The sequence below is a fragment of the Streptomyces sp. NPDC018019 genome (genome assembly GCF_044327805.1).
Taxonomy (GTDB): domain Bacteria; phylum Actinomycetota; class Actinomycetes; order Streptomycetales; family Streptomycetaceae; genus Streptomyces.
The window spans coordinates 53,175-67,977 of record NZ_JBIRGD010000038.1 but is presented as its reverse complement, the minus strand read 5'-3'; the positions used below and the strand labels follow the sequence as shown (position 1 = coordinate 67,977).

At 74.7% G+C, this 14,803-nt stretch carries 12 protein-coding genes; 5 read left to right on the top strand and 7 right to left on the bottom strand.

The window, feature by feature from the left end; all coding sequences use genetic code 11:
- Nucleotides 1-135: 135 nt before the first annotated feature.
- From ACH4FX_RS38620 to ACH4FX_RS38610, 3 genes are read right to left on the bottom strand one after another with little or no spacing between them, the layout of a single operon-like run.
- Nucleotides 136-747, bottom strand: coding sequence for a TetR/AcrR family transcriptional regulator (locus ACH4FX_RS38620; protein WP_398486172.1), 612 nt, complete (start codon nt 745-747; stop codon nt 136-138).
- Nucleotides 748-782: 35 nt separating this feature from the next.
- Nucleotides 783-2,990, bottom strand: a complete 2,208-nt coding sequence (locus tag ACH4FX_RS38615) for a YhgE/Pip family protein (RefSeq protein WP_398486171.1) — start codon at nt 2,988-2,990, stop codon at nt 783-785.
- The gene (locus ACH4FX_RS38610) at nt 2,962-3,819 is read right to left on the bottom strand and encodes an ATP-binding cassette domain-containing protein (RefSeq protein WP_398486170.1); all 858 of its coding nucleotides are present in this window, start codon (nt 3,817-3,819) and stop codon (nt 2,962-2,964) included. Before ACH4FX_RS38610 ends, ACH4FX_RS38615 begins: the two co-directional genes overlap by 29 nt.
- A gap of 225 nt (nt 3,820-4,044) precedes the next feature.
- Between ACH4FX_RS38610 and ACH4FX_RS38605 the strand changes: the two genes are divergently transcribed.
- From ACH4FX_RS38605 to ACH4FX_RS38595, 3 genes are all read left to right on the top strand, one after another.
- Nucleotides 4,045-4,530: an SAV_6107 family HEPN domain-containing protein gene (locus ACH4FX_RS38605; RefSeq protein WP_398486169.1), complete on the top strand. Its 486-nt coding sequence runs from the start codon at nt 4,045-4,047 to the stop codon at nt 4,528-4,530.
- Between the two features lie 247 nt (nt 4,531-4,777).
- Entirely contained in the window at nt 4,778-5,533 is a 756-nt protein-coding gene (locus ACH4FX_RS38600; protein WP_398486168.1) for a class I SAM-dependent methyltransferase, read from the top strand.
- 269 nt (nt 5,534-5,802) lie between these two features.
- A complete protein-coding gene (locus tag ACH4FX_RS38595) occupies nt 5,803-6,216 on the top strand; it encodes a DUF3040 domain-containing protein (protein ID WP_398486167.1) in 414 nt (137 codons plus the stop codon).
- 518 nt (nt 6,217-6,734) lie between these two features.
- Here the strand turns inward: ACH4FX_RS38595 and ACH4FX_RS38590 are convergent.
- The 4 genes from ACH4FX_RS38590 to ACH4FX_RS38575 all read right to left on the bottom strand — a co-directional run bounded on the left by ACH4FX_RS38590 (nt 6,735) and on the right by ACH4FX_RS38575 (nt 12,660).
- Nucleotides 6,735-9,275 carry a transglutaminaseTgpA domain-containing protein gene (locus ACH4FX_RS38590; RefSeq protein WP_398486166.1) on the bottom strand — a complete coding sequence of 847 codons (2,541 nt, stop codon included), beginning with the start codon at nt 9,273-9,275 and terminating at the stop codon, nt 6,735-6,737.
- Complete coding sequence (locus ACH4FX_RS38585) at nt 9,272-10,687, bottom strand: DUF58 domain-containing protein (protein WP_398486165.1); 1,416 nt, start codon at nt 10,685-10,687, stop codon at nt 9,272-9,274. The genes ACH4FX_RS38590 and ACH4FX_RS38585 overlap by 4 nt, the downstream gene beginning before the upstream one ends.
- Nucleotides 10,687-11,745 carry an AAA family ATPase gene (locus ACH4FX_RS38580; protein ID WP_398486164.1) on the bottom strand — a complete coding sequence of 353 codons (1,059 nt, stop codon included), beginning with the start codon at nt 11,743-11,745 and terminating at the stop codon, nt 10,687-10,689. Before ACH4FX_RS38580 ends, ACH4FX_RS38585 begins: the two co-directional genes overlap by 1 nt.
- Before the next feature lie 357 nt (nt 11,746-12,102).
- On the bottom strand, nt 12,103-12,660 hold the full coding sequence (locus ACH4FX_RS38575) for a beta-class carbonic anhydrase (RefSeq protein ID WP_398486163.1): 558 nt from the start codon (nt 12,658-12,660) through the stop codon (nt 12,103-12,105).
- 504 nt (nt 12,661-13,164) lie between these two features.
- On the opposite strand from ACH4FX_RS38575, the gene rsmH reads away from it, so the two are divergent.
- A complete protein-coding gene (rsmH, locus tag ACH4FX_RS38570) occupies nt 13,165-14,124 on the top strand; it encodes a 16S rRNA (cytosine(1402)-N(4))-methyltransferase RsmH (protein ID WP_398486162.1) in 960 nt (319 codons plus the stop codon).
- Nucleotides 14,121-14,750: a septum formation initiator family protein gene (locus tag ACH4FX_RS38565; RefSeq protein ID WP_398486161.1), complete on the top strand. Its 630-nt coding sequence runs from the start codon at nt 14,121-14,123 to the stop codon at nt 14,748-14,750. Before rsmH ends, ACH4FX_RS38565 begins: the two co-directional genes overlap by 4 nt.
- Nucleotides 14,751-14,803: the final 53 nt, after the last annotated feature.

Here is a 14,803-nt window from a genome sequence, read left to right as displayed (position 1 = left end):
GCGGGGTCGGGGGGGGGGGGGGGGGGGGCGCCGCGGCGGGGGGGGGGGGGGGGGGCGGCGGCCGGGGGGGGGGGGGCCCCCCCGGGGCGCCCCCCCCCCCGCCGCCGTCGCGTCCGCGGACGCCGCGGGGGACGCCTACGGGTGCCCGCTCACCCGGCCCTGCAACAGGCGCGACAAGGACGCGTGCACGTCGTCGACCGACCGGTGCGGCTGGTAGGACTGCCAGTCCAGCGCCGCCACCAGCACCATCCCGAACAGCGCGGACGCCGTCAGCGGGATGTCGATCTCCTCGCTCAGCTCGCCGGCCGCCACCGCCTCCCGGAGGACGCCCTCCACCACGGTGATCGCCCGCTCCCGCACCACCATCAAGGTGGACTGCCAGGCCCGGTTGGTCCGCCACAGCTCGGCCACGTACAGCTGGGTCAGCGCCGGATAGCGGGCGATGAAGTCCAGCCCGGCCCGGATCATCGCGTCCAGCGCGTCCACCCGGGTGCCGCCCCGGGCGGCCGCCCCGTCCGCGGCCTCCTGGAGGGAGGTGGCCAGCAGCTCGATGCCGTGCCGCAGCAACTCCTCGAAGAGCTCGTTCTTGCTCGCGAAGTTGTAGTACACGGTGCCCTTGGCGACCCCGGCCCGCTCGGCGATCTCGTCCACCGTCGTGGAGGAGAAGCCCTGTTCGGCGATGAGCGTGACCGCGGCCTCGAAGAGCTTGCGCCGGGTGGTCTGGCGGCGCGTGCTGGAGCTGTCCATGGGGGTGATTGTGCCGCCCCCGGCGGCCCGCGCGCTCACAGGCTCAGCTCCGGGTGGAGGTCCTTCAGCCGGACGACCTGCTTGCCGCGCGCCGCCCACGCGGTGAGCGCGAGCGCCGCCGCGGTGAAGGCGAGCAGGACGGCGCCGCCCTGCCACACGGGCGTCAGCTCGCCGCCCGTGATGAGCCGCCGCAGCCCCTCGACGATGTAACTCATCGGCAGGAACGGGTGGATGGCGTTGAAGAATCCGGGGCTGGTCTGCACCGGGTACGTACCGCCCGCCGACGTCAGCTGGAGCATCAGCAGCGCCAGCACCAGGATGCGGCCGGCCGGGCCGAAGCGGGCGTTGAGCCACTGCACGATCGCCGCGAAGCAGGCCGTGGCCAGCAGCAGGAACCCGATCGTGCCTGCCGTCCGCTCCATCTGGAGGCCGAGTCCGAAGTGCAGGACGGCCATCAGGGCGGCCGTCTGGAGCACCCCGAGGGCGAACACCGGGAGCCATCCGGAGACCGCGATTCGCCAGGCGCTCGCGCCCATGGCCAGCGCGCGCCGGTTGAGCGGCGGGATCAGCATGTAGGCCACCATCGCGCCGACCCACAGGGAGAGCGGAATGAAGTACGGGGCGAAGCCGGTGCCGTAGTTGGGCGCGCGGTGCGCCGCCTGGGAGGCGAGCTGCACCGGGTCGGACATGACGCGCGTACGGTCGTCCCGGTCCCGCTTGCCGTAGTCGGGGATCTGCCGTACGCCGTCGTGCAGTCCGCCGGCCAGCTTCTGCGAGCCGTCGGAGAGCTTGTACAGGCCGCCGTACAGGGTCTGCGCGCCGTCCTTGAGCTTGCCGACGCCCCGGTCGAGGTCGCCCGCGCCGGAGGCGGCACGGCCGGTGCCGTCGTGCAGCTGCCGGGCCCCGTCGTCCGCCCGGCCGGCGCCGTCCGCCAGCTTCCCGGTCCCGGCGGCCAGCTTGCCGGCGCCCGCGGAGACCTGGTGGGCGCCCGCGTTCAGCTGGTTGATCTTCTCGACCGCGGCGTCCAGGTCGGCGCCGAGGGACGGTCCGCGCCGCGCCAGCCCGTCCGCCAGCCGGTGCAGCGAGTCCAGGTCGCGGGCGAGCCGGTCGAGGTTCTTCTGGTCGTGCACATGGCCGCTGACCTCTTCGGCCTTGGCCGCCGCGACGGCCGCCTGCTCCTTGAGCTGCTTGAGCTCCGCGCAGGACGGGTCGGGCCGCGCCCCGCCCCCGCAGCGCTGCCGGTAGAACGCCGCGAGGTGGTCGGCCATCCCCCGGGAGAGCCTGGCGCCCGCGTCGGCGGCGCGCGGCAGCTTGTCCAGGTTGTCGCGTACGGCCCGGGCGCCGTCGGCGACCACTCGCGCGACCCGCCCGATCTCCTTGCCGTGCGCCCGGACGAACGGGCCCACCTCCGCCGCCACGCCGTTGACCTTGTCGGCCAGCTGCTGGGTGCCCTGGGCGACCTGGCCGGAACCGCCGGCCAGCTGGTCGGCGCCCCGGGAGGCGGCGGTCGCGCCCCGGGCCAGTTCGGCGGTGCCCGCGGAGAGCCGGGCGGCGCCCGCGTCGAGGTCCTTCAGGCCGCTGGCCAGGGTGCCGCTGCCGTCCTTCGCCGTACCCAGGCCGTCCTTGAGCCTTCCGGTGCCGTCCTGGGCCCGCCCGATGCCGTCCGTCAGCCTGCCGGCGCCGTCCGCGGCCTCCTGGGTCTTGTCGTGCAGTGTCGAGAAGGAGACGAAGATGTTGTCGTAGAAGCCGCGCGAGGACTTCGCGGAGGCCGCCGAGCGCACCTCGGAGAAGACCGTGCGGGAGATCTGCCCGACGATGTAGTTGTTGGCGTCGTTCGTGCGGACCTGGAGGGCACCGGTCTCCGGGTGGTCGCCGGAGCTGGACGCGATCCGCTTGCTGAAGTCCTCGGGGACGGTCAGCGACAGGTAGTACGAGCCGTCCTCGACCCCCTTGCGGGCCTCTTCCGCGCTCACTTCGTGCCAGTCGAAGGTGTGGCTGTCGCGCAGTCCGGCGACGATGCCGTCCCCGGCCGCGATCTTCCTGCCCTTGGCCTCGGCGCCCGTGTCCTCGTTGACGAGCGCGACGGGGACCTTGTCCAGGCGCCCGTACGGGTCCCAGAAGGAGAACAGGTACAGCGCGCCGTACAGGAGCGGCAGCAGGAGGAGGGCGATCAGCGCCGCCATCGGCAGCTTGCCCCTCCCGAACCGCTTCAGCTCAAGCGCGGCCAGCCTCGGCGAGCGCATCCGCCGCCCCCTTCCCGTCGTTCCGCCCGGCGTCGCGCGTGGGCGTGCTGCCGGCCCCGTCGCCGGTTTCGCCGGTCCCTCCACCGGTCACCGGTTCGCCGTCGGCCGCCTGCCGGCCGCCGTGCGCACCGGTGCGCACCACGACCGCGCCTTCGGGCGCCCGGCTGCATACCGCGACCACGGTCGTCCCGGACTCCGCCAGGGCGCGCAGCGTCGCCCAGACGTCGGCGCGTTCGGCGTCCGGGAGCTTCATGTCGGTGTCGTCGACGGCGAGCAGGCGGGGCCGGCCGATCAGCGCCAGGGCGATCGACAGGCGCAGCGCCTCCGCCCGCTCCAGGTCGCGTACGGCCGTCCGGGCGCCCTTCGGCAGGCTGTCCAGGTCCAGGCCGGCCGCCTCCAGGGCCGCTTCGGTCCGGGCGCGGGCCGACGCGGTACGCTCCCGGCGCGGGCGCAGCAGCGCGCCGGGAATGCCTGGGAGGGGCCCGAACCGGCGCTGGAGGAGGATGCGTTCGCGCAGGTGCTCGGCCACCGTCAGGGCAGGTTCCAGATCCGTGACACCGGGTACGTGGGCCAGTGCGGTGACCGCCCGTACCGCCGCCATCTTCTTGGGCAGCGGCAGGCCGGCGACCTCGGCCGTACCGGCGGTGGGCGTCATCCGGCCGGTGAGCGCGAGCAGCAGGCAGGTGCGTCCCGAGCCGGACGGGCCCTCGACAGCGATCAGCGAACCCGGCTCGGCCGTGAGGCCGACGTCCCGGAAGGCCCAGCCGCGGGGGCCCTCGACGCCGAGTCCGGTGGCGGTGACGGCCGCCCCGTGCGGGGTGCTGTGCACGATCCCCTCCTTGAACTGACCGGTCAGTTCAAAAAAGTATGCGCAGCCTTGTCATGTCTCCGCAAGGGGGGTCGGGAGGTCCGCCCGCTTTCCGGGAAACGCGGCGATCTCCCCGAATTGGCCCGTGCTTTCGGGGAAAGAGCAGGTCAGAGCCGATTGTCAGTGGTGTGCCGCACGATGGCCCCATACGGTCCCGAACCGTCATGCGACGACAGGAGGTTCGTCATGGCAGCCAGTTCGGCCGCGGGCAGCTCCGCGGCGTACGGCCCTCCGGGCGATGTCCACCCCGTCCTGCGCCGGTCGGCCGCGCCGCCCGCCGCCCTCGACCTGCTCGCCCAGGCCCAGCGCGGCATCGACGAGGCCCGCAGCCTGGAAACCCCCAACGAGCGCTACGCCACCGCACACCTCGCCGCGCTGCGCACCGCGGCCGCCGTCCTCGCCGTGCGCGGGCGCCCCGAAACGAGCCTCCGCCGCCGGCAGCGCATCCGCAGCGCCTGGGAGGTACTGCCCGAGGTGGCTCCCGAACTGGCCGAGTGGAGCGCCCTGTTCGCCTCCGGAGCCCAGCGCCGCGCCCGCGCCGAGGCGGGCATAGCCGGCGCGGCCGGCCCGCGCGACGCCGACGACCTGATCCGCGACGTGGCGATGTTCCTGCGCCTGGTGGAACGGATGCTGCTCCTCCAGCCGACACTGCCGTCCCAGCGGGCGGGGTGAGGACTGGGCTCGGGACGGGGGCGGTCGCCGTCGCCGTCGCCGGTGGCGGTGGCGGGGGCGGCCGCTTCGGCAGCCGGGTGGGGCCCGTCCGTCCGGTGGCCGGCGGCGGAGGGTGCTTGTCCGGCCTCCGCCGACCGGTGGCCGTCCTCGCCTGGCGCGCTGTGGCTGCACCGCGGCGGGGTCCCGTTGCCGGACGCAATAGGGTGGTCCCCATCAGTTCCATGCCCCCGTCGAGGAGCCACCCGCCGTGTCTGACCCGCTGCGCCCGCGCGCATCCCTTCGTACCGCCGTGGTCTGGGAGGTTCTCGTAGACGCCCTGGAGCGCCGGGCCGAGGCCGCCGGGCGCGACGTCCTCGACGTCCTGGACACCGGTGGCGGTACGGGCAACTTCGCCGTGCCGGTCGCGCGTCTCGGCCATCGCGTCACGGTCGTCGACCCCAGCCCCAACGCCCTGTTCGCCCTGGAGCGGCGGGCCGCCGAAGCAGGTGTCGCCGACCGGGTGCGCGCGGTGCAGGGCGACGCCCACGGGCTGTTCGACGTGGTCGAGCCCGGCGGCTACGACACCGTGCTGTGCCACGGCGTGCTGGAGTACGTGGACGACCCGGCCGAAGGTGTGCGCAACGCGGTCGGCGCGCTGCGCCCGGCCGGCACGCTGAGCCTGCTCGCCGCCGGGCTGGGCGGCGCCGTACTCGCCCGCGCCCTGGCCGGCCACTTCACCGAGGCCCGGAACGCCCTGACGGACCCGGCGGGCCGCTGGGGCGAGGGGGACCCGGTGCCCCGGCGGTTCACCGCCGAGCAGCTCACCGGGCTGGTCTCGGACACCGGCCTGAAGGTCGGCGCGGTGCACGGCGTGCGGGTCTTCGCCGATCTGGTGCCCGGCGTGCTCGTGGACACCGAGCCCGGCGCCATGGACGCCCTGCTGAAACTGGAGGCCGCCGCCGCCGAGCAGCCCGCCTTCCACTCGGTCGCCACCCAGCTGCACGTCCTCGCCGAGCGCAGCTGAGAGCCGGTGTTCCGACCTGGGCCGCTCACCCTGCGCGTGCAGTCGGCCACAGGCCACCCGATCAGCCGCTTCGCCCCGTATGATCGGGGTACGACGTCCGGCATGACGGATCGGCGGGTGGGGAATGCAGGCTGCAAGCACCGCCGACCGCCGTTGCGGCCCGGACGGTGAATTGGCGTAGAGGGGCGGGTTTCACGGGGGCGATTCCCTGCCTATCCTGAAAGGGTCGCACCCGGTCGCCCCCCGCGACCGACGAGTAGGAGGACTCCGTGCCGCTCTCGGAGCACGAGCAGCGCATGCTCGAGCAAATGGAGCGAGCGCTGTACGCCGAAGATCCCAAGTTCGCGACAGCGCTTGAGGGAAGCGGGCTGCGTACGTACACCCGGCGACGGGTCTACCAAGCGGTCGCGGGCTTCCTGGTAGGTATCGCACTCCTCATGGCCGGGATGGTCGCCCAGCAGATCTGGATCAGCGTGGTCGGCTTCCTCGTCATGCTCGGCTGCGCGGTGCTCGCGGTCACCGGATGGCGCAAGGCCCCCAAGCCGGGCGAGCAGCCGGCCGCGGCGGGCGGCCGTGCGGGACCCGGCGGCACACCGGCCCGGCGCCAGGCCAGGCAGCGCCGCTCGATGATGGACCGGATCGAGAGCCGCTGGCAGCGCCGCCGCGACGAACAGGGCCACTGACCGGCCCGCCGACCTCCTCCTCGCTCTTCCACGCCTGAACACGCTCGACTTGCCGCGGCCGTCCGGATTCCGGACGGCCGCTTTCGTGTCTGCGGAGCGAGAACGAGGACGAGGAACGCGGGGGCGCTGGGACGTCGGGGTGCGGGAGTGTGGAGTGCGGTGCGGGCGCGGTATGCGAGATAGGGGGTGGGCGGTTGCTGAGTCGCGGGGCTGCGGGCCGGTGTAACCGCAGCCCCTGCCTGCGCTGCTGCCCCCTGCCTGCGCTGCGGCCCCCCGACCACACTGCGGCTCCCGGCCCGCGCTGCGGCCCTGACCACACTGCGGTTCCCGATCCGCGCTGCGGCCCCGGTGGCCTTCGCTCTTTGCACCTGCTAGAGCAAAGCGCAGGGCAGCGGCGCAGGACCCGGCTCATTCACCAGAGCCCCGTCACCGGACCCCATCACCAGACATCACCCGGGCACGCAGCCCCGGCGTACGCCCCCGAGGCCCCGCGACGACAGGCACCGCACCGTCGGCGCCTACGGCCGCTCCCGGGACAGCCGCAGGGCACCGGCCGCACGGCGCACCGCGGTCGCCGGCGGGCTCCCGGCGCAGCGGGCGAGGAAGGCCGACCAGCGGGACGAGAGGGCCCACAGCGCCCGCGCGGCGGAGCGGGGCGCCAGGAGCGCGCGCAACCGCAGGCGCCGGGACGCGGCGTCGTGCAGGCCGGTCCGGACGCGACGTACCTCGTCGGCGAGACCGGGCGCCGGCCGGGGGCGCGGTGCGTACAGGACCTGCTCCACCGAGGCCGCGACCCGGTGGGCCGCGTCCGCCGCCGGGCCGTGCAGCTCGCCGATGCGGACGATCCGCTCCGCCGCCTTGCGCGGGGTGAGCGATTCGTCCGGCAGGATGCCGTAGTCCCAGCCCGAATCGACCAGTTCCTGCCAGGCCGCGAGCGTACGTATGGCGCCGGCCTGCCCGGGACGTATGCCGCTCCCGGACTCCGGCGGCGCGCTGTCGACCGACCCGGGGCCGCCCGGTTCGAGACGGGCCGTGAGCGGGTCCGGCGCGGATTTCGGCCCGGGACGGCCGTCACCGAGGCGCCGGGAACGGGCCCGCAGCCGCCACAGCAGCGGCAGCACCGGCACCAGGAGCAGGGCTGCGACGCCCACGGCGATGGCGGTGACGGCCCAGGGTGACGGCCCGTCGTCGGCCGGGCCGCTCGTCGACTGCGCGGGCGGCGTCCAGCAGGGGCCGACGCGCCGCTCGGCGGGGGCGCAGCTCTGCGAGGGCGACGGCCCGGCGGGCGCCGCCGCCGAACCCGACGGCTGCGGTGCCGGGGCGTCCGTGCCACCGCCGGACGGGGTGTCGGTGAGGGTGTAGTCGGGCAGTGTGCCCCGGCTCGGCGTCGGCTCGAAGCGCGTCCAGCCGGTGCCTTCGAAGTACAGCTCGGGCCAGGCGTGGGCGTCCTTGAGACCGACCGAGGTCGAGCCGTCGCTCTGCCGGGTGCCGGGGGTGAAGCCGACCGCGACCCGGGCGGGGATGCCCAGCGTGCGGGCCATGGCCGCCATGGAGAAGGAGAAGTGCACACAGAAGCCCTCCTTCTGCTGGAGGAACCGTGCGATGGCTTCCGTACCGCTGCCGGCCTGCACCTCCGTGTTGTAGGTGAAGCCGCCGTTGAGCGAGAACCAGTCCTGGAGCCGGACCGCCTTCTCGTAGGCCGTGCCGGCGCCCTTCGTCACCTGCTTCGCGGTCTCGCGCACCACCGGGGGCAGCGAGTCCGGCACCTTCGTGTACTCGCGCGCCAGCTCGGCGGGCGGCGCGGGCGCCTCCTCCAGCTGTCGCGCGGTGGGCCGGACGAGCAGGCTCTCGACCTGGTACTGCGCACCGCGGGTGTTCTGCCCGCGGTCGCCGACCAGGGTGCGGCCCTCCGGCTCGAAGCGCCAGCGCTCGGCGATGTCCACGCGGGAGGCGGGGTAGGGGAGCGGGAGCCAGTTCTGCGCGTACCAAGGAGCGGTGGAGATGCTCGTGTTGACGGGGGTGACGTCCACCTCCGGGCTCAGTCCGGCGGGGGTGGGCAGCCGGTCCGGCACGTCCCGGACGGAGCGCTCGGACGGCTTCCACGCCGCGCCGTCGAACTGGTCGAGCGCGACGATGCGCAGATACATGTCACGCGTGTCGGAGGCGGTGGTGCGGTAGTTGAGGACCTGTCTGTCCTCCGGCTGGTTCAGGCTGTTCTGCAAGGAGACCAGCGGATTCACCGCGGAGATCGTGCCGCCCCCGCCGCCCGGCCCGCGCCCGGCCACCGCCTGGCCCAGCAGTCCGCCGCCGAGTGAGGGCAGCACCGCGGGCACCACCAGGGCGACGCCCAGCACCAGCGCGCCGATCCGGCGGCCCGTACGGACCGGGGCCTGCGCCGGGCCGCCGGCCGTGGCGGCCCAGCTCTGCCCGCCGGCGATCCCCGGCCGCCCGGGGCCCGGGCTCCGGCCGCCGAACACCCGGCCCCACTGCGAGAGCCGGTCCCGGCCCTCGGCCAGAAGCAGCAGCAGGTAACCGGCCCCCGCGATCAGGAACCACAGCCAGCCCGCCCCGCCCTGGGAGAGGCCCGCCGCCACCGAATACAGCGCCAGCAGCGGCAGTCCGGCGGGCGCCGCACTGCGGTACGTGACGGCCAGCGCGTCCACGATCAGGCCGACCAGCAGCACTCCGCCGACCAGCAGCAGGCGGATGCCGGCCGTCACCGGAGCCGGTATGGCATACCGGCTGACGTCGGCGACGCCCTCCTGCACCAGTTCGCCGAACTCCGCGAAGGCGTCCGGACCGGGCAGCACCCCGGCGAGCGCCTCGTCGTGCGCGAAGAGCACGGTGAGCAGCAGCAGCGCGACCACGGCCTGCGCCGTCACGGTCAGCGGCCGGGCCAGCGGCACCCGGCGGGTCAGCGCCCCCACCCCGGAGACGATCATCAGCAGGACCGCCGCCTGCATCATCCAGCCGACCGGGTCCACCAGCGGCAGCAGTGCGCAGGACGCGCAGAGCGTCGCGATCGCCGCGCACACCGTCAGCCGTGCCCGCCCGCTCATGTCACCGCCCCGCTTCCCGGCGCCGCGACCGGCCCGGTGGCCCCGGCCACCGGGCCGGACCCGGCACCGCCCACGGGCCCCTGGCGGCCTCCGGCCCGGTCCGCCTGCCGCCACAGCGCCGGCAGTGTGTCACCGGGCCGCACCGGCAGCGCCTTCCAGCCCGCCTCATGGAGCATGCGCAGCCGCTCGTCGAGCGGCAGCCGCGGCGCCCCGCCCGCGGCCCGGAGCCCGCCGGCGCCGTGCGTCCAGGCGTCGCCGTCCAGGACGAACGCGACCGCCGCGCCGCTGCGCTGCCGCATCCGCCCGGCCACCGCCGCCTGTTCCTCGTCCAGGTCGCCGAAGAACGCCACCAGCAGCCCCTCGTTGCCGCCGCGCAGGACGTCGTACGCGCGCGCCAGGCCCGGTTCGTCGGAATGGTCCACCACGGCCAGGGTGTCCAGCAGAAGCCCGGCGGTGTCGGCGGATTCGGTGCCGCCGGCCCAGCCGCCTGCTCCGTCGGGGCCCGGCACGGACATGCCCGAGTCGGTCAGGAAACGCACCGAGAAACCCCGCTCCAGCAGATGGACCGCCGCCGAAGCGGCGCCCGACACCGCCCATTCGAACGACGAGTCGGGACCGGCGCCCTGATAGGCGCTGTGCCGGGTGTCCAGCAGGACCGTGCAGTGCGCCTTCTGCGGCTGCTCCTCCCGGCGGACCATCAGCTCGCCGTAGCGCGCGGTGGAGCGCCAGTGGACGCGGCGCAGGTCGTCGCCGTGCCGGTAGCCGCGGGGGATGACGTCGTCCTCACCGGCCAGCGCGAGCGAGCGCCGGCGGCCGTCGCCGTACCCGGAAGCCTCGCCCGCGAGCCGGACCGGCGGCAGGGGCTCGACGCGCGGCACCACCGTCAGCGTGTCCTGGTCGCTGAAGGAGCGGGTCAGCTCGCACATCCCGAACGGGTCGGACAGCCGCAGCTGCAACGGCCCCAGCGGATAGCGCCCGCGCAGATCGGAACGGACCCGGTAGGACACCTCGCGGCGGCCCCCGGCCTCGACCCGGTCCAGCACGAAGCGCGGCCGGGGACCGAGCACGTACGGCACCCGGTCCTGGAGCATCAGCACACCGGTGGGCAGCCGCGAGACGTTCTCCACCCGCAGCCGCACCCGCGACTCGGCGGCCGTCGGCACCCGGGCGGGGGAGAGGGCCCGGCTGCCCGCGACCTGATAACGGGTGCGGTGCAGCACGATCGCGCACACCAGGGGGAGCGCGGCCAGCAGCAGCCCGACCCGGAGCAGGTCCGTCTGCCCGAGGGCGTACGCGCACACGGCCGCCGCCACCCCCGCCGCCAGGAAGGACCGGCCGCGCGTCGTCAGCCCGGCGAGAGCGGCCCGCAGCCCGCCGCGCTCCGGCGCTCCTCCGGTCCCCCCGGCCGTCATCAGTACCCCCGCAGGCCGGGCGGCTGCTGCGCGTGGGTCCGGGGCCACTGCTGCGCCGAGGGGTCGGGCACCGGCGTACGGCGAAGCAGCTCGGCGACGACCTGCTCGGCCGTACGGCGGTTGAGCTGGGCCTGCGCGGTCGGCAGCAGCCGGTGCGCCAGCACCGCCACCGCGAGCGCCTGCACGTCGTCCGGGAGCGCGTACTCCCGGCCGGCCAGCGCCGCCGCGGCCTTCGCCGCGCGCAGCAGGTGCAGCGTCGCCCGCGGCGAGGCGCCGAGGCGCAGCTCGGGATGGTTGCGGGTGGCGGCGACCAGGTCGACCGCGTATCTGCGCACCGGTTCGGCGACGTGGACCGTACGCACCGCGTCGATCAGCTTCAGTATCTCGTCGGCATGCGCGACCGGCTGGAGGTCGTCCAGGGGCGAGGCGGCACCGTGCACGTCCAGCATCTGCAACTCGGCGTCCGGGCTCGGGTACCCGATCGAGACCCGCGCCATGAAACGGTCCCGCTGCGCCTCGGGCAGGGGATACGTCCCCTCCATCTCGACCGGGTTCTGGGTGGCGACGACCATGAAGGGCGCGGGCAGTCCGTATGTCTGCCCGTCCACCGTGACCTGGCGCTCCTCCATCGACTCCAGCAGCGCGGACTGGGTCTTGGGCGAGGCGCGGTTGATCTCGTCGCCGATCACCACCTGGGCGAAGACCGCGCCGGGCTTGAACTCGAAGTCCCGCCGCTGCTGGTCGAAGACGCTCACGCCCGTGATGTCCGACGGCAGCAGGTCGGGGGTGAACTGGATGCGCCGCACCGAGCAGTCGATGGACCGGGCCAGCGCCTTGGCGAGCATCGTCTTGCCGACGCCCGGCACGTCCTCGATGAGCAGGTGGCCCTCGGCGAGCAGCACGGTCAGCGCGAGCCGTACGACCTCCGGCTTGCCCTCGATCACGCCCTCCACGGACCTGCGGACCCGTTCCGCGGTGGCGGTCAGGTCCCTCCCCGCGCCCGGCTCGGCCCGCGCGGGGCGACCCCCAAGGCTCGCCTGCTCGTCATAGGTCGTCACCCGGCCCTCCTCGGCCCTTCCCCGCGCTCCGGGGAGCGCGGGACACCCAATTGCGGGCGCACGTCCTCCGTACGGACCGGCCCTCCCCGCCGTGCGCCGCCGGGCCTTTCGGCCGCGGCGTCGTCACGTAGGCATTCTCGTCGTCCACGCCGCTTCGCGTCATGGCCTGTGGATAACTCGCGCGCCGGGCCGTGCCCTACGCCCTCGCACGGGCGCGTGGCCCCGCGCCGGCCGGCGGCCGTGCCCCGGCCCCGCCCGCGGAGCAGCGGGAACGCCGGGGCCGGGCGGTCCGACCGCCCGGCCCCGGCGCTGTGGAACACGGCCCCCCGGCCGCTCATCGTCGGTGTCCTCCGGTGCCTACTTCGGGTCGATCTCCCGCAGCAGACCGGTCGTCACATCGAAGACGAAGCCCCGCACATCGTCCGTGTGCAGGAGGAACGGCGAGGTGCGCACCCGCTCCATGGACTGCCGGACGTCCTCGTCGAGGTCCTTGAACGCCTCCACCGCCCAGTTGGGCCGCTGGCCGACCTCGGCCGCCAGGTCGTGGCGGAAGTCCTCGGTCAGGTTGAGCAGCCCGCAGCCGGTGTGGTGGATGAGCACGACCGAGCGGGTGCCCAGCGCCCGCTGGCTGATCGTCAGGGAGCGGATGATGTCGTCGGTGACGACACCGCCCGCGTTGCGGATGGTGTGGCAGTCGCCGAGCTCCAGGCCCAGCGCTTCGTGCAGGTCCAGACGGGCGTCCATGCACGCCACGACGGCGACCTTGAGGACGGGCCGGGCGTCCATGCCCGGGTCGGTGAAGGTGGCGGCGTACTGCTTGTTGGCTTCGATCAGGCGGTCGGTGACCGTGCCGCCCGCGGGGGCCACGGCACTGTCGGCGGACGGGGGCAGCGGCTGCGAGGCAGGTATCGACATAGCAACAAGGTAAAGGTCGCCGACCGGTAAGGCTGCATGTGGGGGCGGGCATAGGGGGCACTACGGCGCCTTGTGAGGTTTTCCACACGCCCCGTCGCACGCCGCCGATCGGGTGAAACCGGGCTTTCCGCCCGGGTCGCCGGCCGGTGTCCGGCCCGTCCCGCGGCTCTTCCACCGCTCTCCCGGGGCACTCGAAAATCATCCGAAAACGTCCCGCCGGGCGGTGCGGGACGCGCGGAACCGGTTGATTGACCCCGCGCGGCAGTGGACTAAAGTGGCGCGAAGTGGGAGGCGTGACGCTCTCCTTGGATCCCGAATCTTTCGCGTGCGATCTGCACGTACGGCTCGGCCTCCTCCCGCTCCAGCCGGTCCGCCGACGGCACTTCCCCGTCGTCGGAGGGCCACTTCCCCTTCAGAGCGGGCGGGGACCAAGCGGTACGTGCGGCAATTCCCCCAGCCAGCGGCCGGGGGGACCCACCTGCCGCCCACCCCATCGGAAGGCGCATGAGCAGCAACGATCGCCACGTACCCGTCATGCTCCAGCGGTGTCTGGACATGCTCGCCCCCGCGCTCGCCGAGCCCGGCGCGGTCGTCGTCGACTGCACGCTCGGCCTCGGAGGGCACAGCGAGGCGCTGCTCGCCACGTTCCCGGCCGCCCGCCTCATCGCCCTCGACCGCGACCCGGCCGCGCTGAAGCTGGCGGGGGAGCGCCTCGCGCCCTACGGGGACCGCGCGACCCTCGTGCACGCCGTCTACGACGAGCTGCCGGAGGTCCTGGACCGCCTCGGCGTCCCGCGCGTCCAGGGTGTCCTGTTCGACCTGGGCGTCTCGTCCATGCAGCTCGACGAGGCCGACCGCGGCTTCGCGTACGCGCAGGACGCGCCGCTCGACATGCGCATGGACCAGACGGCCGGCATCAGCGCCGCCGAGGTCCTGAACACCTACCCGCCCGGCGAACTGGTCCGCATCCTGCGCGCGTACGGGGAGGAGAAGCAGGCCAAGCGGATCGTCGAGGCGGTGGTCAGGGAACGCGCCAAGGAGCCCTTCTCCCGTAGCGCGCGCCTGGTGGAGCTGATCCGCGACGCGCTGCCGCAGGCCGCCAAGCGCACCGGCGGCAACCCCGCCAAGCGCACGTTCCAGGCGCTGCGCATCGAGGTCAACGCCGAGCTGGCCGCGGTGGAGAGCGCCGTGCCGGCCGCCGTGCGGTCGCTGGCCGTGGGCGGCCGGATCGCCGTGCTCGCGTACCACTCGCTGGAGGACCGGATCGTCAAACAGGTCTTCGCGGCCGGCGCCGCCCACACCGCGCCGCCCGGCCTGCCCGTCATCCCCGAGCAGTACCAGCCGCGTCTGAAGCTGCTCACCCGCGGTGCCGAGCTGCCGACCGAAGAGGAGATCGCCGAGAACCGGCGCGCGGCCCCCGCCCGGCTGCGCGGCGCCGAGCGCATCCGCGAGGACATCGCGTGAACCGGCCGGGGCGGGTGCGCTCGGGGCCGGGACGGCTCTCGGGCCTGTTCGCCCCCGGCACGGGGGGCACGCCGGCGCGTACGCCCTTCGTGATCCTCGTGGTGGTGCTCCTCGGCTCCGGCCTGATCACGCTGCTGCTGCTCAATTCCGCGCTCAACCAGGGCTCCTTCGAACTGAGCAGGCTGGAGAAGCGGACCAGCGAGCTGAAGGACGAGCAGCAGGCGCTCCAGCAGGAGGTGGACGCCTACTCGGCGCCCGGCGCCCTGGAGAAGCGCGCCCGCGAGCTGGGGATGGTCCCGGGCGGCAGCCCGGTGTTCCTGGAGCCGGACGGCACGGTCCGCGGCCGGCCGAGCGCGGCCCCGGGCAACGGCGTGGGCCCGATGAGCGCCCCCGCCCCGTCGCGGGCCGCCGTGCCCGTGCCGCGGCCCGCCCCGGGCCCCGCGGCCGGACCGGTCACCGGCCCGCGGCCGTCCGCCGGGCCCCGGCCGTCCGCGGCGCCCACCGCCTCGGACACGCCGCTGCCCGATCACCCCATGCCCGGCCATCCCGCGCCCGGCCACCCCGTGCCCGCCCTTCGCGTGCCCGGCGCCGCGGCCGGTTCCGCTTCCACGATCTCCGGCAGGTGAGCCCGTGACGTACGAGAACGCCCTGACGTACGAGAACGCCGACGCCTCGCCCG